The 23,140-nt window shown below is 64.1% G+C and carries 18 protein-coding genes, 1 tRNA gene and 5 pseudogenes; 11 read left to right on the top strand and 13 right to left on the bottom strand.

Annotated features, from left to right (window positions below):
* Nucleotides 1–193: ATP-binding protein (locus AB4Z09_RS24325; protein ID WP_442240848.1), on the top strand; the 193-nt coding region annotated here is incomplete at its 5' end.
* A 449-nt stretch (nucleotides 194–642) separates the two neighbouring features.
* On the opposite strand, the gene AB4Z09_RS24330 is transcribed toward AB4Z09_RS24325, so the two are convergent.
* On the bottom strand, nucleotides 643–1,299 hold the full coding sequence (locus AB4Z09_RS24330) for an acyl-CoA-like ligand-binding transcription factor (RefSeq protein ID WP_442240849.1): 657 nt from the start codon (nucleotides 1,297–1,299) through the stop codon (nucleotides 643–645).
* A 175-nt stretch (nucleotides 1,300–1,474) separates the two neighbouring features.
* Between AB4Z09_RS24330 and AB4Z09_RS24335 the strand changes: the two genes are divergently transcribed.
* A complete protein-coding gene (locus tag AB4Z09_RS24335) occupies nucleotides 1,475–2,302 on the top strand; it encodes a mycofactocin-coupled SDR family oxidoreductase (protein WP_442240850.1) in 828 nt (275 codons plus the stop codon).
* 138 nt (nucleotides 2,303–2,440) lie between these two features.
* A pseudogene (locus tag AB4Z09_RS24340) lies at nucleotides 2,441–3,225 on the top strand (mycofactocin-coupled SDR family oxidoreductase).
* A 91-nt stretch (nucleotides 3,226–3,316) separates the two neighbouring features.
* Here the strand turns inward: AB4Z09_RS24340 and AB4Z09_RS24345 are convergent.
* The 4 genes from AB4Z09_RS24345 to AB4Z09_RS24360 form a co-directional block, all read right to left on the bottom strand.
* The gene (locus AB4Z09_RS24345) at nucleotides 3,317–3,943 is read right to left on the bottom strand and encodes an RES family NAD+ phosphorylase (RefSeq protein ID WP_442240851.1); all 627 of its coding nucleotides are present in this window, start codon (nucleotides 3,941–3,943) and stop codon (nucleotides 3,317–3,319) included.
* Nucleotides 3,940–4,440 carry a hypothetical protein gene (locus tag AB4Z09_RS24350; protein WP_442240852.1) on the bottom strand — a complete coding sequence of 167 codons (501 nt, stop codon included), beginning with the start codon at nucleotides 4,438–4,440 and terminating at the stop codon, nucleotides 3,940–3,942. Before AB4Z09_RS24350 ends, AB4Z09_RS24345 begins: the two co-directional genes overlap by 4 nt.
* A 916-nt stretch (nucleotides 4,441–5,356) precedes the next feature.
* Nucleotides 5,357–5,572 (bottom strand): hypothetical protein, encoded by a 216-nt coding sequence (locus AB4Z09_RS24355; protein WP_442240853.1) that lies wholly within the window; start codon nucleotides 5,570–5,572, stop codon nucleotides 5,357–5,359.
* Between the two features lie 675 nt (nucleotides 5,573–6,247).
* Nucleotides 6,248–7,054 (bottom strand): class I SAM-dependent methyltransferase, encoded by an 807-nt coding sequence (locus tag AB4Z09_RS24360; protein WP_442240854.1) that lies wholly within the window; start codon nucleotides 7,052–7,054, stop codon nucleotides 6,248–6,250.
* A gap of 403 nt (nucleotides 7,055–7,457) precedes the next feature.
* Here AB4Z09_RS24360 and AB4Z09_RS24365 point away from each other — a divergent pair.
* Nucleotides 7,458–7,964, top strand: a pseudogene (locus AB4Z09_RS24365) (transposase); the annotation flags it as partial.
* 193 nt (nucleotides 7,965–8,157) lie between these two features.
* Here the strand turns inward: AB4Z09_RS24365 and AB4Z09_RS24370 are convergent.
* Complete coding sequence (locus tag AB4Z09_RS24370; protein WP_442240855.1) at nucleotides 8,158–8,490, bottom strand: histone-like nucleoid-structuring protein Lsr2; 333 nt, start codon at nucleotides 8,488–8,490, stop codon at nucleotides 8,158–8,160.
* Nucleotides 8,491–8,716: 226 nt separating this feature from the next.
* On the opposite strand from AB4Z09_RS24370, the gene AB4Z09_RS24375 reads away from it, so the two are divergent.
* Entirely contained in the window at nucleotides 8,717–8,899 is a 183-nt protein-coding gene (locus AB4Z09_RS24375; RefSeq protein ID WP_442240856.1) for a hypothetical protein, read from the top strand.
* A gap of 1,153 nt (nucleotides 8,900–10,052) precedes the next feature.
* Here the strand turns inward: AB4Z09_RS24375 and AB4Z09_RS24380 are convergent.
* The 5 genes and pseudogenes from AB4Z09_RS24380 to AB4Z09_RS24400 all read right to left on the bottom strand — a co-directional run.
* Nucleotides 10,053–10,927, bottom strand: a pseudogene (locus tag AB4Z09_RS24380) (IS30 family transposase); the annotation flags it as partial.
* A gap of 1,932 nt (nucleotides 10,928–12,859) precedes the next feature.
* Nucleotides 12,860–13,081 (bottom strand): hypothetical protein, encoded by a 222-nt coding sequence (locus AB4Z09_RS24385; protein ID WP_442240857.1) that lies wholly within the window; start codon nucleotides 13,079–13,081, stop codon nucleotides 12,860–12,862.
* Between the two features lie 407 nt (nucleotides 13,082–13,488).
* Nucleotides 13,489–13,565, bottom strand: a tRNA-Ile gene (locus tag AB4Z09_RS24390).
* Between the two features lie 149 nt (nucleotides 13,566–13,714).
* On the bottom strand, nucleotides 13,715–13,948 hold the full coding sequence (locus AB4Z09_RS24395) for a hypothetical protein (RefSeq protein WP_442240858.1): 234 nt from the start codon (nucleotides 13,946–13,948) through the stop codon (nucleotides 13,715–13,717).
* 1,045 nt (nucleotides 13,949–14,993) lie between these two features.
* Entirely contained in the window at nucleotides 14,994–15,284 is a 291-nt protein-coding gene (locus AB4Z09_RS24400; protein ID WP_442240859.1) for a hypothetical protein, read from the bottom strand.
* A gap of 194 nt (nucleotides 15,285–15,478) precedes the next feature.
* On the opposite strand from AB4Z09_RS24400, the gene AB4Z09_RS24405 reads away from it, so the two are divergent.
* On the top strand, nucleotides 15,479–15,769 hold the full coding sequence (locus AB4Z09_RS24405; protein ID WP_442240860.1) for a hypothetical protein: 291 nt from the start codon (nucleotides 15,479–15,481) through the stop codon (nucleotides 15,767–15,769).
* Nucleotides 15,770–16,162: 393 nt separating this feature from the next.
* Here the strand turns inward: AB4Z09_RS24405 and clpX are convergent.
* Both clpX and AB4Z09_RS24415 read right to left on the bottom strand, forming a co-directional pair.
* Nucleotides 16,163–17,459 (bottom strand): annotated as a pseudogene (gene clpX, locus AB4Z09_RS24410) (ATP-dependent Clp protease ATP-binding subunit ClpX).
* Nucleotides 17,460–17,506: 47 nt separating this feature from the next.
* Entirely contained in the window at nucleotides 17,507–18,598 is a 1,092-nt protein-coding gene (locus AB4Z09_RS24415) for a TetR/AcrR family transcriptional regulator (RefSeq protein ID WP_442240861.1), read from the bottom strand.
* A gap of 265 nt (nucleotides 18,599–18,863) precedes the next feature.
* Here AB4Z09_RS24415 and AB4Z09_RS24420 point away from each other — a divergent pair, with 265 nt between their 5' ends.
* From AB4Z09_RS24420 to AB4Z09_RS24440, 5 genes and pseudogenes are all read left to right on the top strand, one after another.
* The gene (locus AB4Z09_RS24420; protein WP_442240862.1) at nucleotides 18,864–19,787 is read left to right on the top strand and encodes a polyprenyl synthetase family protein; all 924 of its coding nucleotides are present in this window, start codon (nucleotides 18,864–18,866) and stop codon (nucleotides 19,785–19,787) included.
* A 49-nt stretch (nucleotides 19,788–19,836) separates the two neighbouring features.
* A pseudogene (locus AB4Z09_RS24425) lies at nucleotides 19,837–21,174 on the top strand (1-deoxy-D-xylulose-5-phosphate synthase); the annotation flags it as partial.
* 112 nt (nucleotides 21,175–21,286) lie between these two features.
* A complete protein-coding gene (locus AB4Z09_RS24430) occupies nucleotides 21,287–21,730 on the top strand; it encodes a transketolase C-terminal domain-containing protein (protein WP_442240863.1) in 444 nt (147 codons plus the stop codon).
* A gap of 28 nt (nucleotides 21,731–21,758) precedes the next feature.
* Entirely contained in the window at nucleotides 21,759–22,394 is a 636-nt protein-coding gene (locus AB4Z09_RS24435) for a cytochrome P450 (protein WP_442240864.1), read from the top strand.
* Nucleotides 22,394–23,137, top strand: coding sequence for a cytochrome P450 (locus AB4Z09_RS24440; protein ID WP_442240872.1), 744 nt, complete (start codon nucleotides 22,394–22,396; stop codon nucleotides 23,135–23,137). Before AB4Z09_RS24435 ends, AB4Z09_RS24440 begins: the two co-directional genes overlap by 1 nt.
* Nucleotides 23,138–23,140: the final 3 nt, after the last annotated feature.

Below are 23,140 nucleotides of genomic sequence, written 5' to 3' on the forward strand. Positions count from 1 at the left end.
TCGAACCTGCCGTTCGAACCTGCCGTTCGCCCGCTGGGGCGACGTGTTCGGCGACCAGGTCGTCGCCGCGGCCATGATCGACCGCATCGTCCACCACGCCGAAGTCCTCACCCTCAAGGGCTCGAGTTACCGACTCAAGGACACCGGAGTCGACACGTTACCGTCCGCCCGCGCCGAGAACGCGGCACAATAACCACCACCGGTGGCCTGGTTTTCGACCGCCGCTATCGGCCTACTTTTGGACCGTCGTCAACACCGGTCACCTGGGCAAGTGGAGAGCGAGCGGTGGTTGTGCACCGGAGGATCCAGAACAGCCCCATGGCCTCGGTTGGCTCGTTTTGGACCCTCGCTGCGCTCCAGATCTTGACCCGAACCTGACCGCACTTGACCGACCGCACCGACGAAGCCGGGCGTGTTCCCGCCACTGGTCCGGGCCACCGCCACGTTGCCCCGGAGGTCGACGCACTATGACGGCTGACCAGCAGCGAGGTCGCTCCGATCCGGATCGAGTCGTACGACACCCGGATGCTCACCTGCCCGTACCACCAGGACATCAAGAGAGGACGGTGCGTGAGGGGGTGCTCGCTGTCGTGGACGCAACCGGGGTGATCAACTAGATTGTGTCAATTCGATCATTGCGTGTCAGACACGCCTTTGGGCGGCCGAAGTAGCGTCCCCTGCGGATGCCGGCCCATCGGTCCCCGATGGCTCAGGCGGAAGTATCAGCAGGAGTGCACACTGAAGGTGCTCGGCGAGGTCGGTGTCGGGATGCGACACCCAGTACTCATGTCCCGCGAGGGTTGCGGCGAGCACTGCGTGGCCGACTGCTGTCGGGAAGAACCCGTCGACGGGGTGACCTGTTCGCGTGCTCACGAATTCGGCTGCGGCGGCCCGCCACCGAGCATGCCGCTGCGATGCCTGCGCCTGCACTGCAGGCTCCGTCAGCACCAGTTGCGCCCGGTGCCGGGCCCATTCGATCTGATCGTGGGGAAGACACAGCGCCGCAACCACGGCACTCACGACAACGTCCTCGTACCGCTCGGTTGGCAAGCCGGCAGCGAGCACATCTCTGAGACGGCCGATCTCGGCGTCCGACTCGACCCACAGGACATCCGCCTTGGTCGGGAAGTACCGGAAGAAGGTACGACTGCTGATTCCCGCCGCCCGCGCGATGTCCTCGATGCTGGTCTGGTCGAAGCCATGCTCGACGAACATTCGCTGTGCGACGGCGGCAAGGTCATGGGCAGTCGTCGCCGCCGGCCTGCCCCCGCGGTCGATGCGGCCACTCGTACTGGTCACGTGTCGATACTCCCAGGTCTGGTGGCGAATCACTTCCGGCACCCGGCAACGAGTGAATGTCGATCCATTCCAACTTCACGAAACGACACACTTTCGTCAGTGCCTGTCATAACCTCCGAGATACGACGCAGCGCCGCTGAAGGTCGGCGCTGCATGTGCCGAAAGGTCAACTGTCATGGGACAACTCGATGGTCAGGTCGCATTCGTCACGGGCGCCGCGCGAGGTCAGGGACGCAGCCACGCGGTACGGCTAGCGCAGGAGGGTGCCGACATCATCGCGATCGACGTATGCCGCCAGGTCGATACCGTGCCGTATCCGACGGCCACCCCGGACGACCTCGCCGAAACCGAACGCCAGGTCAAGGCGCTGGGTCGGCGCATTGTCGCGCGCGAGGTCGACGTCCGAGACCTCGGTGGCCTGAAGGAGGCAGTCGACGCGGGGGTCGACGAACTCGGCCGACTCGACATCGTTCTCGCCAACGCCGGGATCTCGGTTCCCGCGCCGACGCTCGAGATGTCTGAGGACACCTGGTCGACGATGATCGACATCAACCTCACCGGCGTGTGGAAAACCTGTGTCGCTGCGGTCCCTCATATCGTCGCGGGCGGTCGCGGCGGATCCGTCGTCATCACCAGCTCGCTCGCGGCGCTCAAAGCCAACGCGAATACCGCTCACTACTCCGCCGCGAAAGCGGGCTTGGTCGGATTCATGAGGGTTCTCGCCCACGAACTCGGGCCGCAGAAGATCCGGGTGAACACCATCCACCCCACCACGGTCGCCACCGACATGATCCTGAACGAGGCCACCTACGAGCTCTTCCGGCCCGACCTCGCCAAGCCCACCCGCGCGGACTTCGAGGAGGCCGCGATGACGCTCAACGTCCTACCCGTTCCCGCCCTCGAGTCGTCGGACATCTCCGACGCGGTGCTCTACCTCGTTGGCAAGAGCGGACGGTACGTCACCGGAACCACACATACCGTCGACGCGGGCGGCCAACTCTGACCGACGGCTGTCACGACACAACAGAACGAGCGCCATGACGTCATATTCGACACGAAGGAGGTAGCAGTCATGGGTTTGCTGGACGGAAAGGTCGCCTTCATCACCGGGGGTGCGCGTGGACAGGGTCGTGCCCACGCGGTGACCTCGGCCCGGGAGGGCGCGGACGTCGTCATTGTCGACATTGCAGAGCAGATGGATTCGGTTCCCTACAAGATGGCCGACGTCACCGACATGGCGGAGACCGTTGCCCAGGTGGAGGCGTTGGGCCGGCGGGCGTTGTCCTTCGAGGTCGACGTCCGAGACCAGGCCTCACTCGACGACGCTGTCGCGCAGACGCTCTCCGAGCTGGACCAGATCGACATCCTGATCGCTAACGCCGGTATCTGCACCCAGGCGCCGTTCTGGGAGCTAGACGAGGACGCGTGGGAGGAGATGATCGGCGTCAATCTCACAGGGTCTGGAAGTCCGCGAAGGCCGTTGCTCCTCACATGATCGAACGGAAGAGCGGCTCGATCGTCATCACGTCGTCGGTCAACGGACTCGAACCGGGAAGGAACTATTCCCACTACGTCGCAGCCAAGCACGGCGTCGTCGGCTTGATGAAGAACATCGCGCTCGAGCTGGCTCCGTTCGGGATTCGCTGTAATTCGATCAATCCGGGAGCGATCAAGACTCCGATGACCGACCACCAGGGCGCGTGGGACATGTTCGCCGGCCGCGAGGGCGGCACCGAGGCCGACATGATCGCGGGCGGATATCACTTCCACGCGCTGAAAGGCACAACATTCATGCCGCCGGAGGTCATTGCCGACACGGCACTGTACTTGAACTCGCACCTGGCGGCCTCTGTCACAGGCGTCACCATCCCCGTCGACGCTGGGCATCTGCTGCTCACCGGCATCAACCCGGATCCCGTGGAGTAGCGACGAGGTCCATGTCCAGAAGTCAGCAGGACCGCCGAGCCAGCACCATCGGGCGGCTCATAAAGACATCAGCCTTTCGGATCATGGCCTGTCACAGTGGCGGGACGGGTAGCACGACGATGCCGGTTTCGGTGCGCAGCATGCCGATGAGGTCGGTGCGGCCATTCAGGTCGGTGGTGTTCGTTACTCCATAGGCGGGGGAGCCGGTGAGGTCTCCGGCAGTGTCGAACACGGCGACGCAGGCGTGGACATGGGCGAGGTCGTGACGGGCCCAGTACCGTAGTCCGTGGTAGCCGGCTGCATGTAGAGCAGCCGCCCAGCGTTGTTCCAGTTGGTAGTTCCCGGTCGTGAATATCTCTGCGGTAATACCGAATTGGGCGCTGAGGTTGCTGGTCAGGTCGGCCACGGTCCGGTCAGTATCGACACGGATTGTCGAGATGGCCCGGTCGTCGACGTCGTAGCTCGGTACGACCTGCATGCCGCCCCAGGTTTCCAGGAGCGCAACGACCTCCGCCTCGGCGGTGTAGCAGGTGCCCGCGGGCTCGGCGAGGTCGAAGCGTCCACGGCCGTTGCTTCCGAACCACCACGGGGCGAACGACTTGCCGTGCACGCGATGCAGCTGGGAGCCGGCCGCGTAAGTGTAGGAAGGGAAGTTCCCTGTCAGCAGGTTCGGGGTGGGCGGTTCGGTGAGGTGGAGGCGGTTGCGTGGAGCGCTCACGCAGCGAGCCGCTCGGTGGCTTGGTGGGCCAGTTCGATGACTGCGGGCACGTCGCCGTCGAGGAGGGCCTCGCGGGGTGTGCGGCCGCCTAGTTCAGGCTGACTGGTGCCGAGCCAGGACGCGGCCATCCATCCACGTGGGTCCGCGGCAGCCCAGACCCGCAGCACGTCCTTGATGCCGAGGATCGGCCGTGCCGGCCGGTCCTCGTTGAAGACCGCTGCAGCGTATCCGTGTCCGCCGTTACTACCGCGGAGGCGGAGTGCGCGGTTGTCGCGTACGGCCTGGCTGAGTGCTTGCTTCGTCCAGCCGGTGAGTTCGAGGGTCTGAGAGTGGGTGAGGATCGCGCCGATGTGGTCTTCCCAGGCGCGGCGTGCCCGCAGGCTGGCGACGAGGTCCTTGAGTCCGGCCTCGACGAAGTCGCGGTCTGTGTCGCCGACTGTGTTGGCGTCCAGCCCGCTGGCATCGACGATGTCGTCGATCAGCTTTTCCATCGGCATGCCCATAACCTCACAATCCCAGGTCAAGCAGGTCAAGTCAACCGGGTCAATGGAGAGTCTCGGCTCGGACGTGGGAAGCTCGGATCCGTACGACCCCCGCCCCCGTCACCGAATGTGCCGACACCGCGCCCAACAAGGCACTGCGTAGGCGCGGACCACCCCGAGTCCCCGGCTGCCTCGAACCGCCGTCGCCGCTTGATCGCGATCGCCGACGATAGCCGCGCCGACGGCCATGCTCGCCGGCGTCCACCACGCTGTCTCAATGTGGGGGTGCGGGGGGCAAGCGACAACGCTGGTCGAACCTGTTGCATAGAGCATGCGAGCGACCGCCATCCGTGTCGTCGCGGTCTCGCGCAGGTCGACCTGCCGCTGCGCGCGAATTCCATGGTGTCGCTGCCGATGATGACGAAGTCGTCGACAGGCTTGCCCTCGAGCATCGCATACTCGCTCTCTACTCGCGCACAGCACGAGCAGTCGGTCGTCGGCATGGAGTGGCGCACATGCGTACCCCCGGACCCTGCTCGTAACGTCGTCCCACGCTGGCCTCGGGGATGAGGTGTTCCTCGCCCTCCAGGGCGCCCCAAGGGCAACTTGCAGGAGTTCTGAGAAGGGCTTCTGCCGGTCTCATCGTGGTCGCCCAGCGGATCCGTTCGTCGAAGTTGCGCTGGCGGACTACCTCGGGCCCTGGGTACTTCCGCGTCTCAGAGGGTCCCGGGTACGGCCCCTGGCCGAGTTGTTTCCCGTGGAACGCCTCATGCGGTGGCGGGTGCGACTTCGCAGGTGGCTAGGACGACGGCGAGCAGTGTACGTATGGTCTGGCGGTGTTCGGCGGATGCTGGGGGAGCCTGGGCGGTTTCAATCGCGGTCACCACGGTGCGCCTCACGCGGACAATGCGGTAGGCGGTTGCGGGCAGTGTCAGGGCGCTACGAACCGGGTTCTTCTCAGATTCGGGTTGATGCTGAAGATACTGAGTGCCTCGGTGGTCGCGGTCAGGCCGGCGCCGCCGGAGCCGATCTGGATGGCGATCTGCTCGGTCCAGTGTCCGCCGGGTGTACCGAGTTCGCTGGATTCGTTGGTCAGGTTTGCGGCCATCGTGCCGCCCTTGCGGGTGCCGGTGTTCCAACAGTCCATGTAGGTCCTGATCGAGAAGGGGTTGGTGAAGAACGGTGTCCAGGACAGCGTGACCCGCGTGATTCCCGGTCGAGCGTGCGGCGTCTGCAGGCTTCCGGTGATTTGACCGGCTTCACGGGTCCGAGTGGCCCCTGCCGAGGGCGTACACGGTCGGGAGTGGCGTCCACCCCCGGGGGTTGGGCGGAGGCGGTGGGAGCTCGCAAGGTCAGTGTCAAGTCCGTCAGGGTTGCGGGAATCAGTGCTCTGCGAAGCCGTCTCGTCACCCGGTGAAGACTGCGGCACCGAAAACGGACGTCGCGCACCAACCCACGGGCCACAACAACATCGGCAGATACTGATCACGTTACAGTACAAGCGAATTGCACTTTCAAGCGTGGAAGCGGGCGAGGCCCGTCACCGGACGGATTGCGACGGTGGACCACTGACGTGGTTGTCGATGACGGGTCTCTGACTCCACGCTACCGCCGAATCTGGGGTCCGGCGAGGGCTCGCGGACATCGGTTGCTACCGCTCCGTTTTCGACAGCCTTGCGTGCGAGAATGTTCCACGAATTTCCGGCGGGTTGATGACCGCCGCCCTCAACGGTGCCCGGGTGTGAAGTGGCCGGCGACGACGTGGCCGTCAGCATGCTCACCCCCGTCGGCGTCGACGATTTCAGGCAGGCACTGCTTGGAGTTATTTGGTGCCGGTCCGGGCGAGAATCTCCCCGTGCACCAAAGAGAACCAGCCGTCCTCCGCGTTGGCCCAGGTCTTCCATGCCCTACCGATGCGCTCCAGGTCTGCGGTTGTGGCGAGGTGACTGTCGACCAGTTGACGCGCCAGCGCCGATTCGGTGACACGCTCAGCCCACATCCCGCCCCACCACAGCCGATCCTCCGGAGCGGAGAAACACCACGTGGACGAGGTGGCGGTGATCTCACTGAAGCCCGCTGACCGGGCCCAGGAAAACAGTCGGCGACCGGCATCGGGTTCGCCGCCATTCGCGCGCGCCGCGGTGCGATACAGATGCAGCCACTCGTCTAGCGCGGGAAGCAGCGGCCACCACACGAAGCCCGCATAGTCACTGTCCCGTGCCGCGACGAGTCCTCCCAGACGGGCGACCCGCCCCATCTCACGCAGCGCCGCGACTGGGTCGGCCACATGCTGCAGCACCTGGTGGGCATGCACGATGTCGAACGACGCGTCCGGAAATGTCAGAGAGTGGACGTCCTCGACAGCGAACTCGATATTGGTGACTCCCCGCTGAGCGGCCAGATTCCTCGAAAGAGCCAGTTCTTCCTCGCCGATCTCGGTCGCCGTGACCCGTGCCGCGATCTCTGCAAAGTCCATGGTGATCGTTCCCGGCCCGGCACCGATGTCGAGCATCGAAGCACTCGAGTCCAAATGTGGCAGTAGGTAGGCGGCTGAATTGTCCGCAGTCCGCCAGCTGTGTGAGCGTAGGACCGATTCATGATGGCCGTGTGTATATCGAGTCATGAGCATCCCCTTCCTGATGCCAACCCTGCCGCACCACTCCCACGGTGTCCATATGTAGAGAATCTATTCCCGCCTGCTGGGATTCATGTCGAGGTCAGGCAGCCCACTGCTGGGTCTCACCGGCATCTACCTGGACATGAAGGTGAGTCACTCGGGCTGTAGCGTCCGGAAGGCCTACGCTGCGGCAGCCAAGGGAGCACTGGCGAACAGCCTGAAACTCTTTGTAGCTGTCCTGGCGGGTCGGCGCCGATCAGATTGCGACTGCCGCCCACAGCGCAGTTGTGAAAACTGCAGTATGGAAACTGTATTGGGTAATCACGTAGCGGCATAGGGAAGCGTACGAGCAGCGCGCGAGTCAACCAGATGGAACATGGCGACGCCTGCTACCGCCGCCGCGCCGATACCCAACACCCAAGCCGAGCGGGGCCGGCGGGGTCGCAAGTCAGATGTCGAGTGGATCAACCGGCGTCGACTACTCCGCGGATCGGATCGGTTGACTGGCGAGCAGCGGGCGACGTTGTTTGAGAAGCTGACTGCCGCGGATCCGAACGGGGACATCGCCGCGGCCTTGATCGCGAAGGACCTTCTGCGGGACGTGTTGGCGTGCAAAGACAACGGCGGACTCGGATACGAGATCCGGGGTTGTGTTGCACCGCTTCTACACGTTCTGCACGGACTGCTCGGGGCCGGAGATCCGCGCGCGGCGACGATCTCACAGTGACGGGAACCGATGATCTTGGCCATCACGACCGGCCTGTCGAACGCCCGCATCGAAGGTTGCAACCGGATCGTCAAACACGTCGGCCGGATCGCGTTCGGCTTCCGGAACCCCGACAACCACCGCGGGAGGGTGCGGTGCGCCCGCACCCGCCAAGCGCGGCGGGCGTCATTCAGCCGGTACCCATGCCACTGCTAACTGCATAGATCCGGATTCAAGCTGGTCGATAGGTCCGACCGAATCGGAGAAGAATGCTGTTGAACGCCACACCGGGCCACCGCTGAGGCGAGATGCTGTGGTGCAGACACAAGCCATCCCATCGATCGAAGAGACGGCCAGCAACGGCCTGGGCCGAAGATCTGCGAGGACCAGGTTCCGGCCACTACGAAGATCAGTTCCCTGCTGCGTATGCCTCGACGATGTCCGCGGAGATCCGACCTCGAGCCGAGACGTTGTACCCGTTCGCGTTGGCCCACTCTCGGATCTCTTGTGCGCTGGTGCCGTTCGAGGTCTGCTTGGCAGGCCGGGTTGTCTTGCGCCCGCCAACTCGGGTGGCGTACTTGATGTAGTAGTCCAGCTTGCGATGGAACTCGGTGGCGTTCTTGTCGTTCAAGTCGATGTTGTACTCGACACCGTTGACCGCGAAGCTGATCGTCTCGCCGCCGATATCGATTGGATCCCCGTCGAGATCATCGATCAGTTCGACTACGATCTTCTGCGCCACGTGTATTCCTCCTGGTTGGTTGGACTTCTCTCGACAACAGTACGGTCAGCCCAATCGAGTCTCCACACACCACATATCCGGTATGTTTGCGCGATTCTGGGTCGCATCATGGCGCCGCCGTGTCTCGCACGCGCTGATCGATGCCACGGCGAGTGCGGCGCCGCCACGCTACTGTGATTGTCTGCGAGGGCGGGGGAGTCAGGCCGTTCCTGTTACCGGGCCAGCCGTGAAGAGCACTGCCAGGTTCACCAAAACGGCGGCAGCGATGACCACCGAGCGCGCGCTCACCGCATCATCGCCGATGGTGAACCGGTCGATGTCGGATGAGGCCGCAGCCCGCATGCATCCAAAACATCCGTGGTCCATGTGGCTCCACGATGTCGTGCCGTTGAACGGCAGGGACAAATGATGGAGATCGAGGCGAAATTCCGTTGGGGGGTTTACCTAATATGACCGAATCTCTATTGTGGCGGGCGACACCCCATCGAAGAAGGACTCACCGTGCAACACCACGGCAGCCTCACCGCAGAATCCGCGACAGCGAGTGATGCAGCGCGTATTCGCCGACTCGCGCAACGAATCGCAGATACGAGCGACACCGCTGCGAATGTTGCAGCTGCCGGCGAGATCATCCGACTTGCCACCCAACTCGAGCATGAGCGCCAGTAGGTTCCGGGTGCCCCGTCGTGGTCGCAAAATGGATTACAGCGCGGAGCTCGGCGTAGGCGGCCTGGGTCTTGGGGGCTGAGGCGGTGTACTTCCCGGCCGCGGTGTCCCCGTCCTTCTGGAAGTGTTCCTTCTCGTTGCAGCCCGGGGGGATCTGCGCGCTGGACGGCCAGGGCGTAGATGACTGAGTCATCTACGCTGACGGTGACTTTCCGGCCTACGCCAATACGGAGCACTCCGACGGCGCAGGGGACATATCGAGTACTGCTCCGGTGAACTACGGAAGCAAGCCCGCCGGAGAGAATCTGCCGAACAGCTCATCACAGGCCGACACGCCGAGAACGTGCGCGTCGAAGTCCCCGACCGACAACTCGCCGCCTGGCAGGCAGCACACGACTTCGCTGCGCCAGTACCTCGCGGCCATGTCGGCCCTGATCGACACCATCACCGACCAACGACTACGGCCGTCACGACGGAGGCGCACCCGACGACGACCAGCGTCGTGCCTGCGCCCGCATTGGTTCCGTCAACTGAGGTTGCGGTCGCGTCTCTTGTTGCCCCGCCGCGGGCATCTGCTGCTGTGGCGCCAGCTCCAGCCCCCGCGGCGGTGCCCGCTCTGGTGCCTGCACCAGCCCCTTCTGCCACAGGCGGCGGAATTGGCGGCGGCCGTTGGGGTTGGGGTGATGGCTACTGCGAGAACTCCGCTGGCAACTGTGTGCCCGCGCCCGGATCGGACTCGTCCGGAGCATTAGCCAAGTGCAAGAACGGCACCCTTCAGCCACAGCCTGAACCGCAGGGGTACTTGCTCTGGCCGTGGTGGTGTCGCCGTCTGGTGCTGAACAATCCAACAGTGAAGGCCCCGCCAATGGCGCGTTGCAACACTGCTTGGTATAGGCGGTCAGTAGATCACGCAGACGTTCGGTCGGGGTTCCCCGGTCGAGCGTCTGCGTGGGCGGCCGCCCAAGTTACTGGGCGACGTGTTCGAGGTCTGCGGGTCCGAACGCGCTCAGGTCGGTGCCCTCGGGGAAGTACTGCCGCGGCAGCCCGCTGGTGTTCTCGTTGGTGCCGCGTTGCCAGGGGCTGGCCGGGTTGCAGAAGTAGACGGCCATGTCGGTGGCCAGGTAGAACTGCTTGTGGCGGGGCCATCTCGCAACCCTGATCCCAGGTCATCGATCCGCGTAGGTGCTCCGGCAGGGTCGAGATCGTGGCGATCAAACCGTCGCGGACGGTTTCGGTGTCGTGGCTGTCGGGCAGGTGCACCAGCATCGTGTAGGGGGTGGCGCGTTCGACGAGAGTGGCGATCGCGGACTTGTTGCCATCGCCCATGAACAGGTCCCCTTCCCAGTGGCCGGGCACGGTCCGGTCGTCGGCCTCGGCGGGCCGGTCACTGATCATGATCATCGGGTCGACGAACCGGTGGGTGCGCCGGTCCGGGGCGCGGCTTCCGCCGTGCCCGTCCCGTCCGGAGAGCTTRCTGCACTTACTTTCTCAGGCCGCCTCGGGCCTGGAAACGGAGTGCCTGGTAGATCGCTTCGTGGCTCACCCGCATGCTTTCGTCGTCCGGGAAATCCTTCACGAGGCGGTGCGAGATCTGCTCGGACGAGAGCCGCTGTGACAGACCGTCCTGCACTACCTCGCGCAGGGCGTGGTCGACGACCAGTTTGGACCGGATTTTGGCGGCCGCCTTCCGCACTGGCGCCGTGGCCTGCTCGACGAGCCCTTCGGCCGCCAGGATCCGCTTCGCGACCGAAGCGACACGCCAACGAACTTGGCTGCCTGGTTGATCGACCCGGTCGAGGTGAACACCACGACGACCTCTCCCCGCCCCGATCGCCCCGGCTGTTCCCCGGGGCGATCGGCGTTTTGAGATACACCCGTCCAGGTCGATACGGTCTAGGGGCTGTGTCGCAGCGACTGTGAGGACCCCGCGCTACCCCTTGGTGCGGGGTCCTCGCGCGTTTCACAAAGAAGGCCCCGACAGTTATGAAGTACCAACGTGCGCGTGTATCGAACGGCACCGGATCGATCATTGCCGGCGGCGTGTTCCTGGCGAGCCTGCTCGGCGCCCCAGGAGTAGTCGGCGGATTCGATGGGATAGGTGCATGGGTGGCGGCCGGGATCGCCGCTACGGCTTTCCTTCTCTGGTCGGCCGTCACCGATCCTCCCGTCATTGGTCTCGAGGGGTCTGTTGGCCGAGAGGGCCCGTCGGCAGACCGCACCGATCGCTCGGGATGCTTGCCGGTGCGTTCGGCGTTGCTGTCCCGTTTGCGATCGTTGACGCCACCGTGGTCTCGAGTAGCGTCGTTTCCGTCGCCTGGTCAGATGTCGATGCCTTCAGAACGGGCGGCAGCCCGCGGCAACGCCAAACGGATGTCACACGCGGTGGGGTTGTGGGTAACGGGCGGCACCGCACGTAAGGGCGACAGGAGTGCGGTGCCGCTCCTGCATGGTGAGATCACCTGTTTTTGAAATTCATTACAATGGAACCAATATCAATGCTTGACTGTCCTGCGTCTTTCGGGCTGGAGTTACATCCAGTGCCGCCTGAGTGATTGATCGTTTGTTTGAAATTCCTTCTGACCAGCGTCTACCTCTGGCAGATAGTCACGGCGGGCGTGGCTTTCGACGCGTGCCTCGCCTAGTCTCTACTCGTCGCCCTCCCCCCCCGGGCGGCAATCCGTGGCCCCATCCCCTATGAGGAGTCACGCGGGCGGCGCCACTCGCTTCGCGAGTGCCACACACCGCCCTACCACGAACTGATCGCCCCGCCGCTGGTGCTGTGTGATCAGTCATAAGCTCGCCCACTGGCCGCCACGAGCGCGGTGTCCAGCGGGCGTTGTGCCGCATGGGATTTGCATGCGACACAACAACCGGGCATCGCCATCGATGCTCGGCGGGCGGGAGAGGCTACTTTGTCAGGCGGCCTCTCCCGCCGTCAGGACCGCCACCTGGTGTCTTTTGCAGGTTCCCCGGGTTGCACGGGTGGAGCGGGCAGGCCTTCGACACGTCATCCCCGCTGCGCATCACTGCCGCGAACGGCCGGCGCTTCTGGGCTTTGACCAATCGCCAGTACCTGCGATTACGCGACATGCAACTGTGCAGATCAGACATTTGCGCGCGGTCGGTTCGGCAGCGTGCACAAACTACGTAGGTACACGAAAAAGTAGTAACCCCGTCGCATCGCCAGGGCCGGCGCGCCAGGCTTGGTCCATTCGGATCGGACATGCCTCGCCGGTAGGAGAAAATCATGCGCAGTCGACCAGCCAAGCTCGTCACCTTGGCTCTCTTCCGGTTTCGAATCGCCCTGATGGGGCGCAGGGAGCGTGCGGTCTGGACGTCGCTTTCGCGACCGCAAGATGAACGACTGTATGAGCATGACAGCCTCGGCCTCTAATGTGATTGCTGCAAGGCGACCGGCCGCGTCCCGATCGAGAGTGCGGAGCGCGGCCGGCGGGAGGGGTCACGAGCACAGGACTCAGACTCCTCCCGCGGCGCCGCAACAACGAAAAGCCCCGGCTCGCAAGAGATGCAGGCCGGAGCCTCGTAAATCTGGGGTCTTTCCGCGAGCCGGTTTCGCCGGTACTGTCCAGTTCGCACCAACCCAGACGGTGCACACGGCCCCGCCCGGGTAGTCACTGGTTCGGGCGGGGCGGGTTCCCCCGACGATGGTCGGCCAGCGCCTACGTTCGACTGTGGGGCGCCTTCAATCCCACATGACGCCTTCGTAGGTGTGAATGATGTGCCGGGTCATGGTTGGATGTGGCTTGCTCGAGACGATTCGGGGCACTCCTACGCGGCCAGCGCGGTCACTGTCCGCGAACATGCGGTCCCACGTCCCTGAGGCATGCTCGTCGAGCTCGGCTGCGTGGGCGTCCTCGTGCGCCACGATCGTGAACGTCACCGCGTGGCGCGTTTTGTTGATCATGGTGGTGACTTATCGAGGCTCCCGCCGCGGCCACCCATGCCGTACTCAGCTTGTTGAGCAGTCGGGACACACGCACGAGGAGTTCGCTGAGCTCGCGAGCAAATACATGCTCACATCCGGGGAGGTCGGGATATGTGGGACGAGATCATGTCACTCGACTTCCCTCTTGGGGATGAGTAGCACCGATCCTGATCTAGAGAGCCGAGTTTAGAAGTTCGCTGAGGAAGTCACTACGTCGATGAAGTACTGATTGAGTTCCGCCTGCCAGAGCGCAACATCCCACAGTTCGTCGTCCATGTCCGGGTTGGGCGCGGCGTACGACATGGCGGTTCCGGGAACGACGAAACGCCCCCAACCATTCGGGTGGCGTCGTCGGTCGCGCTCCTCGCGAAGGGGTCTCGAATTGCTGGTCGGGCGGGCTGGGCTCGAACCCGCGACCAGTGAATTATGAGTTCACGGCTCTAACCGACTGAGCTACCGCCCCAGCGAGCAAGCTCGCGGGCAAACCGGATATTACCGGCGAAGACTTGAGCTGCTCGGGGGCGGGCGGACCTTCGGGTCGGTTCCGGTTTCGTGACCTTTTGCGGCCTCATGATCTTGAGTGCGGTGTTGGAGGGCATCAGTGCCGAAGACTCAGCCGACCAGCTCGCACTTTATGGTTGCGCCCTCGAATCGGTACTCGAGGTGATCGGCCAAATCGGGGTCCGGTTGGCTGTCGATGAGGTGGAGGCCGGCGTGTCGCCACGATTCGCCGCGTTCGGCGAGTAGGCGTGACCACTGTTGCCGGGCTCGTTGTTCGACGCTGCGGTACGAATCCAGCTTGTGCGCGGACACGGTGACTGTCACGGTCTCGATCTCACTGAGCACGGGGCACACCCTATTCGCCAGGGCCGAGCCGTGGGACATAGGTATCTAACCGGGTATTTGTACCGTCGCGCCGCCGCGCATCGACGCGCCGATCTGGGACCTGCTCTAACCGTCTATTTGCGGGAGTGATCCAGATGCTTGGCGAGAACCTTCAACCAGTGGCCGACTCGTTCACCACCCGGGACCCATCGAAGACCGGCACGGTGGTGGTCCTTCGTCCGATTCAAGAGTCGCCGCACGCGTGGGAGCCCGCTCCGTGCAGGATGACGATCATTGCGCTCGACAGTGGTCAGTGGACGTTCGCCTGGGTTCGTGGCCAACACCGTGTGGTGCCGGGTCTGCGTGTCGAGTTCCGGGACCATCCAGTCGACGACAGGTTCCCGACGTTCGCCCCGGTACGTGAATCAAACGTTCGACGTGGCCGTGGAGAGAGTGGCACTGCGACAGGCATGAAAGCCCTGTAGCGTCAGCAAGGTTGCGGTCTGCGTCCCGCATCCGAGGACCCCGCGCTACCCCTTGGCGCGGGGTCCTCGCGCGTTCGAGGCGGGCTGTGGGTGCGATTTCGCCGATCCACGGTTTCGCTGTGCGCGTACGCGCTTGGTGAAATTGATTCCAAGAGAACCTGATTCGAATCGATCGTGCTGACCGGTTCATATCGAAAGTCGCTGGCGATGGCGTGTACCTGACGAAAGATTAGTACCGACTGGTGTGTATTTTGTCCCCTGTCGCGACAATCTGCTTCCAATGCGGTTTCTATAACTTCGACATGCGCGTGCGTGAGCAGCATCCCCTGCACATCTGCCGGCCGTCGGCCGAGCGCACGGATCGCCCGCTCGACTGCGGCGGACATCGCTGGGGTAGCCGCCGTCGATCAAGGTGCGTGCGTCACCGTCCCGCAGGAGCACGAAGTTCACATGCGTTCCGGTACCCCGGAACACATCGGGAGTTGCTTCCTCGACAGTCGTCACGGCAACCCATTGTGGCGCACTGCCAGCCGATGAGACGGAAGCAGGGATAGCGATGATCGTCTCTGGCGAGCAGATGTTCAGGAGTGGGCTACACGCCTGGGGTTCACCAGGGTCACGGCCAGGCTTGGAAGGCCGTTGGCCAGGATGAGCACGGCGACGCCGATACTGACCCCTGGAGTCGAGTTCCAGAACGCATCACCGATGGCGAGTGCACCGACGATGCTCGCGATCCATCCGGCGGAGTGGAAACGACGCACCCGCTGCGACGGCCCCGTCGAACGCTGACCGCGGCTGTCTCGGGCTGAAAGCAACGCGCCGACCGTATTCAGGACAACTCCCAGCAGTGCAGCGATGACGCCGACCAGCATCTCTACCCCCTCATCGATCTGTCACCACGACTGCAAATGGAACTCAACGATCCGGCGTCGTGTCGGACATTGCACCGGGAGGCAGGGCGCGGCCGCCCGCCGACTGAGCGGGTCGGCCAACGTAGGCACCCGTGCGGCGGCGTCGCTGCTCGTCTCACCGTGACGGGGAGAGTTCGACAGGAAACTGGACATCGATGCTTCTCGGCATCACGACGGGGTCACTTGCGGCCCTGCTGCTCAACCTGCTCGCCATCAGAGCGCTACGCGACCTCTGGGAAGTCGATCCGCATCCCTCCGCCGGCGCGATGTACTGGGTGTGCCTACTATTCCCTCTCCTCGCAGGCGTCGTGGTTGGCACGGTGATCGGGCTTCTCCATCGCCCCAATCGCCCCATGGCGATCGCCTTCCTCACCACTTACGCGATACTCGGCACAGGGATGGCCGTACTGCAGAACTTCCTGGACACGTTCGCCGACCACATGTGAGCCGACCCTCGTTGTCACGCCGTTGCCGCCGTGGACGATCCGGTGGCGGTCGACTTTGCGCCATTCCATTCCCGCGGTGTCCATGCGATCGAACGTGTCCTTCACCCGAATCGGGTGAGCGGTTGGGCACTTCTCAATTGCGTTAGCGGAAGTTCACTAGGAAGGCTGCGATCGAGACGCATGCGGTGGTGAAGAGGGTGACCAGACCCGCTGTGGCGGCGGGCATTCCGGCGAGGAGTGGGAGTGATCCGGGAATGAGGAGAATCGCGGCGACGCAGATAAGCCAGCCGATTTTGAGAGCGGTTCTGGTTGCGGATGGTCGTGGTCGGTGTGGGGCGTCGGACATCGTCTTCCTCAGGGTTTCGGGATTGCCTGAGCCGTGTCGGGCCTCAATTACCCGGCTTCGCGGCCGGTGGTGTCGTGCTCGACGTGTCTTTGGTTGCGGCGTCGTTCGGCGATGGACGGGTTGGTGTTGGCGTCGACGATGTCATTGTCGATAACCACGTCGGTGACGTTGTCGCAGCTGGGTATGTCGTACATGAAGTGCTGGAGCACTTCTTCCATGATGGCTCGCAGGCCCCGGGCGCCGGTTCCGCGGACGATGGCTTGGGAGGCGATCGCGTCGAGGGCTCCTGGGGTGAAGGTGAGTGTGACGCCGTCGATTTCGAAGAGGTGGGCGTACTGTTTGACGAGCGCGTTCTTCGGCTCGGTGAGGATCTTGACGAGGGAGTCCTTGTCGAGTGGTTTGACTGCTGTCACGATCGGTACACGGCCGATGAACTCGGGGATGAGGCCGAACTTGTGGAGGTCCTCGGGCATGACGCCGCCGAGGTGGTCTCGGGTGTCGTTGTCTTTCGAGCGTATGTCGGCGCCGAATCCTATTCCTTGATGTCCGGTTCGGTTGGCGACGATCTTTTCGAGGCCTGCGAAGGCACCGGAGACGATGAAGAGGATGTTGGTGGTGTCGATCTGKATGAAGTCTTGGTGYGGGTGTTTGCGGCCGCCTTGTGGGGGGACACTTGCTTGGGTTCCCTCGAGGATCTTCAGGAGTGCTTGTTGGACGCCTTCGCGCGATACGTCGCGGGTGATCGAGGGGTTCTCGCTCTTGCGGGCGACCTTGTCGATCTCGTCGATGTAGATGATGCCGGTCTGGGCTCGATGAACGTCGAAGTCCGCGGCCTGGATCAGTTTGAGGAGGATGTTCTCGACGTCCTCGCCGACGTAGCCGGCTTCGGTGAGGGCCGTGGCGTCGGCGATGGTGAAGGGGACGTTGAGCATGCGGGCGAGGGTTTGTGCGAGGTAGGTCTTTCCGCAGCCGGTCGGTCCCAGCATCAGGATGTTCGATTTCGTGAGTTCGACGGTGTCGCCGCGGGAGGACGCGTTGTTGCTGTCGCCTGCGGCACGGATGCGTTTGTAGTGGTTGTAGACGGCGACAGCGAGCGACCGCTTGGCATCGTGCTGTCCGATGACGTATTGGTCGAGGTGAGCGCAGATTTCGGCGGGCGTCGGCATGCCTTCGCGTTCGAGAATGCCGGCTTCGGCCAGCTCTTCTTCCAGGATCTCGTTGCACAGGTCGATGCACTCGTCACAGACGTAGACACCGGGTCCGGCGATCAACTTCCGCACCTGCTTCTGCCCCTTGCCGCAAAACGAGCATTTTCAACAGGCCACCGTCGTTGGTCTGTGCCATGTTCCACTCCTCGTCGATGCTGATGAGCTGGGATGGATGCTGAAGGGTCAGCGGTGTCGGGCTGCTGGACCCAGTGAGCCGGTGCGCGCGCAGGCGCGTGGTCCGATGCTGCGCGAGACGATGCGGCCATCCACGATGGCGATGGCGGCCTCGGTGTCATCGTCGACATTCGCCACACCGCAGGCTGCGGCGATCTCGCCGTGGGGGTCCACGATCACCTGCAGGTGCGGCCAAGCGGCGGTCGGGAAGGCTTGGCGTAGTGATCGACACAGGTCCGCTAGCGCCAACCGCGCGAGTGGGGCGAGCTCGGCGGCGTCCGAGGTGACAAGTACCGCCGTGACAGGCGAATCATCGGGTGCACTGCGGGCCAGGTGTTCGATGTGCTCAAGTCGGTTCATGCCGAACACGGCCACGATCCCGTCGCTGATCGTTGTGGTCTTCCCGCGAACTACATCGGTGGCCCGAGGGCAACGCCATTCCTCATTCACTGCGTCGACGGCGACATCGGTGGCGTCCGGGGGAGTCCACGGATCCTCGATCGCGATGCCCGTGATGTGCTGACAGGTTGCGATGACCTTGGATGGATCCACGAAATCGGGTGCGACAAAGGACAACTGGCTGGCGCCGTAGAGGACGGTGAGCGCCGATTCGGCGACGCCGACCATACGCTCGGCCGACCGGGAGAGCCGCTCGAGCGCCAACCCGAGTAGAAGGGCATCGAGCTTCACCAACTGAGCGAACGGCCGCTGAAATTGCTCGTCAGTGAGGATCTCGGGGATGAGGTCCACGCCGAGCATCGGCGAGGTGAGCTGCACCGATCCCTGATACTCGTAGTTGTTCGTGCGGGGAAGTCGATCCACCCAGGTGCTCGCGAACACCCCGAGCGCCCCCGCCGGGGTATCGGCATGAGTGTGCAGGACTTCGCCGGCGTTCTCTGCCTCCTCGGCCAGGACCGCGAGATAGAGGGCGCGCTTGCCGGGGAAGTTGGAGTACACCGCTCCTCGGGTGAGGTCGGCGCGGATGGCGATGTCGTCGACGGTCGCTCTGCGGAAGCCGCGTTCGGAGAACTCGGCTCGGGCTGCGGTGAGCACCCTGCGCCGGTTGAGTTCTTGTTGCTGGACCCTTGTCAGCCGCGCCATCGATCCGTTTCCTCCGCTACCGCTGATTTATCCCATTTCAGATGCGGGCATCATCCGAATGTTGTTAACATCCGAATGGTACACGGGGGGTGCTTGTCGGGGGGCGTTTTAGTTGACCGGACCACCCTCCGCAGAACTGTCGGCGATGCAGAGGGGGCAGAACGTGGGGAGCGCAACTGTCGGGCAGCTGGCCAGCGCATCGAGGAACGTCGACGATGTCCTTACCGAAGCTCGTGCACTGGTCGAGCCTGCCTACCGTGCCGTCGTGGACACGACCAGACCGCAGGTTCGTCATGTGGCGGGCTACCACGCGGGATGGTGGGACGAGCATGGCGCCCCGATGCGCAGGTCAGGCAAATCGGTGCGGCCGGCGCTGGTGTTCGCCGCGGCCGCCGCGGTCGGTGCCCGGGACATGCGGGCGTGTCTGCCTGAAGCGGTCGCGGTCGAACTCGTACATGACTTCTCGCTAATTCACGACGATCTGATGGACGGCGATATCGAGCGGAGATACCGCCCGTCAGCGTGGACCGTGTTCGGGGCCGGCAACGCGCTGCTGACCGGGGACACGTTGCTTGCGCTGGCGATCAACGAGCTCGCCGGCCGCGCAAGCATGACCACCCTCGCCCACGCTCTCGTCTCGCTGTGTGCCGGCCAGTCGGATGATCTCGAATTCGAGTMCCGCAGGAACGTCGAGATCAGCGACTGCATGACCATGATCGAAGGCAAGACCGCGTCTCTACTGGCATGCGCGTGCGAGATAGGCGCGACTGGGGCAGGGGCGGACCAGGCGAGGGCTGCGCTTCTTGCGCAGTTCGGCCACCATCTCGGGGTCGCGTTCCAGTTGACCGACGACATCCTCGGGATCTGGGGAGATCCCGTCGTTACTGGCAAGTCTGTCTTCTCCGATCTTGCCAATCGCAAGAAGTCACCGCCTGTCGTCGCTGCACTGCAGATGGACGCACAGTTTCGCGAGCTCTACGACACCGACACCGACCCCGACTACGACGACCGCTTTCGCCTCCGGATGATGGCTGATCGCATCGAAGCATGTGGGGCACGCGCGTGGGCAGAACAGCAAGCCGAACAGGCCCTGGCTGAGGCGCAGGTGTGCGTGGACGCGCTCGACTGCGGCGAGGATGCCTCCGACCTACGGAAGCTCGCGGACTTCATCTGTGGGAGGTCCCGATGAGCCTGCACACCAACCGGACTCGACGAATCGCGCAGCTGGTGGTGACTTCATGACCGGAGCGGCTTTCGCGTACGACAACGCAAAACCGGCGGGCCTCGATCAGTGGCCGCTGATCGCGTCGCTGCACGCACCTGACGATGTCAAGCGTCTCGACGCACGGGAACGGCTGGAACTCGCTGCCGAGATCCGGGACTTCCTGATCGACCACGTCAGCGCCACCGGCGGGCACCTCGGAGTCAACCTGGGAGTCGTCGAACTGACCATCGCACTGCATACGGTGTTCAGCTCACCTGACGATGCGATCCTGTTCGATACCGGGCACCAGTGCTATGTACACAAAATCATCACCGGCCGTGCCGCGCGCTTCGGCAGCCTCCGCCGAGCGGGTGGCCTGTCGGGGTACCCCAGCCGCGCCGAGTCTGAGCACGACTGGATCGAGTCCTCACACGCTTCGAGTTCCCTGGCCTACGCGGACGGACTCGCCAAAGGCTTCCGACTACAAGGCGAGACAGACCGGCGTGTCGTGGCGGTGACCGGCGACGGCGGATTGACCGGCGGCCTCGCGTGGGAAGGCCTGAACAACATCGTCGCCAACGGCAGTCGCGTGGTGATCATCGTCAACGACAACGGCCGCTCGTACGCTCCGACGGTCGGTGGGCTCTGCCGTCAAGGAACCGGCGACGAGCCCAGCCGGATGGCGGTCGGCGACACGTTTCGCGCGCTGGGGTTCGAGTACGTCGGCCCCATCGACGGCCACGACCTGGGCGCGCTGAACATTGCACTCACCGCTGCGGCCGAGGCGTCGTCACCGGTCGTCGTGCACTGCGTGACCGTTAAGGGAAAGGGGTATGAGGCCGCCGAGCGGGATGCGCGTGACCGCATGCATGCAATCGGAACCATCGACCCGACGACCGGGCGCCCCGCCGCGCCACCACAACCGACGTGGACCGGAGAGTTCTCCCGCGAGATCGTGCGCCTAGCATCCCAGCGGCCCGACCTTGTCGCGATCACCGCAGCCATGCTCGACCCCGTCGGCCTCACGCCGTTCGCCGAGAACTTCCCGGAGCGCGTGTTCGATGTCGGAATCGCCGAGCAGCACGCCGTGACTTCTGCCGCCGGACTCGCCATGAGCGGCCTGCATCCCGTGGTGTGCCTGTACTCCACCTTCCTGAGCAGGGCCATCGACCAGGTCTTGATGGATGTCGCACTACACCGCCTGCCCGTGACCTTCGTCGTCGACCGCGCCGGCATCACCGGCCCAGACGGTGCATCGCATCACGGCATGTGGGACACCGCGCTGTGCACGGCGATACCCGGCGTACGCATCGCTGCTCCGCGAGATGCACCGCGACTACGGGAACTACTCGCCGACGCCATCGGCTGCGACGGACCCACCGTGGTGCGCTACCCGCGCGCCTCTGTGAGTGGGGGAGATCCAACCGATCGCGCGCATCGACGGCATCGACGTCCTCCACGGCAGCCCACCCAGCTCTCGAGAGGTGCTGATCATCTCAGCTGGCCCGCTCGCGTCGGAATGCATCTCTGCCGCAAAGCTTCTCGAAACGAACGGAGTGTCAGCTACCGTCATCGACCCCCGATGGACACAGCCGATCAACCCCGCATTGCTCTCCATGGCAGCACGTTACGAACTCGTCGTCACTGTCGAGGACGGCGTGCGCGGCGCCGGAATGGGCACAGCGCTCCTGCGAGACTGCTCGGACGCCGAGATATCCACCCCATGTCTAGTCCTCGGGCTCAGTGATGAATTCATCGAGCAGGGCGACCGACCCGGGCTGCTCCGCGAGCAAGGTCTCGACAGCGAATCGATCGCCGAGTGCGTCCTGGACCGCCTCGGTAGCCGGCCCCTCACTACACCACCGATCGCCCACCTGCCTCGCCCGCACTCTCCTCGACCTGAGGCGCATCGACACGTCCGCAGCTAGACCAACTGCATCGGAGGACCACACTCACATGGACACCATCGACGCCATCCCCTTGGCGAAGGGGCACCTGCCTGTCTTCGGACATGGTGCATCCTTCCTCCGGGACCCGCTCGGATTCATCTCCTCTCTGCCCCGAGATGGCGATCTCGTCCGGATCAAGATGGGGCCGATGACGGTAGTCGTCGTCTGCGACCCCCAGTTGACCCGTCACGTTCTCCTCGACGATCGGACCTTCGACCGAGGAGGCCCGCTCTACGACCGGTCCCGTGAGGTCGCCGGAGAAGGACTGGGCACCTGCACCTACGCCACCCATCGGCGTCAACGCAGACTGTGTCAACCAACGTTCCGCGTTGAGCGTTTCCCCGGATACGCCCAGGTGATGGCCACAGCAGTCGAGGACGTCACCCGGTCCTGGCGCGATGGACAGGTCATCGACCCGAGCTCCGAAATGTCAAAGCTCACCGTCCGTGTCGCCGTGCGCACGATGTTCTCGACCTCGTTGCCCGAATCGACCGTCCAGCAGGTCGCAGACGACTTCGGCCTGATCGCCGAGGGGATGTTTCGGCGAATGGTCATGCCCCCGCTGATCAACCATCTGCCAACCCCTGGGACACGCCGCTACTACCAGGCAAAGCCCGACTTCGCCGAATCGGCGCACAACTGATAGCCGAGCGGCGCTCCGACGATCGTGATCGAGGCGATCTGCTCTCCTCACTGCTCAGTGCCCGCGATCCCGAGGCCGGTACCGACAGCGCATCAATGACCGACATCGAACTCTCCGACCAGATCTTCACCTTCTTCCTGGCCGGCGCCGAAACCACAGCGAGCACGCTGGCGTGGTCCCTCTACATGCTCGGCCGCGCGCCCGAGGTCGAGCAGGAAGTCCACGACGAGGTCGATCGCTTCCTGACCGACAGAACGGCCGGGTTCGATGATCTCGGGAACCTCCCGACCGTCACCCGGGTGCTCACCGAGACGCTGCGCATGTACCCGGCCGGGTGGCTCCCCACCCGCGTGGTCGCCCACGACACCGAACTCGCAGGCATACGCCTCCCGGAAGGCACAACAATGGCGGTCAGCCCCCACATCATCCACCGGCGCGAGGACATCTACGAGCGCGCCAACGAGTTCGTCCCTTCCCGATGGGACGGCGTCAAACCCGACCGGACGACGTACATTCCATTCGGTGCCGGCGCCCGCAAATGCATCGGCGACCAATTCGCACTCACCGAAGCCGGCCTCGCACTCGCCACCATCACCGCCCGCTGGCAGCTGACCGCTGTGAGCGAACGACCTGTCTCTCCCTCGCTCAAACACCTTCCAGCACCCCGGAACCTGATGATGCGACTCACCAGTCGAATCTCGGCAGACACCGCGTCCGGAACCCCGGAACAACCGGTGAGGTGATTC

Source organism: Rhodococcus sp. TAF43, from assembly GCF_052113525.1.
In the GTDB taxonomy this organism is placed as follows: Bacteria; Actinomycetota; Actinomycetes; order Mycobacteriales; family Mycobacteriaceae; genus Prescottella.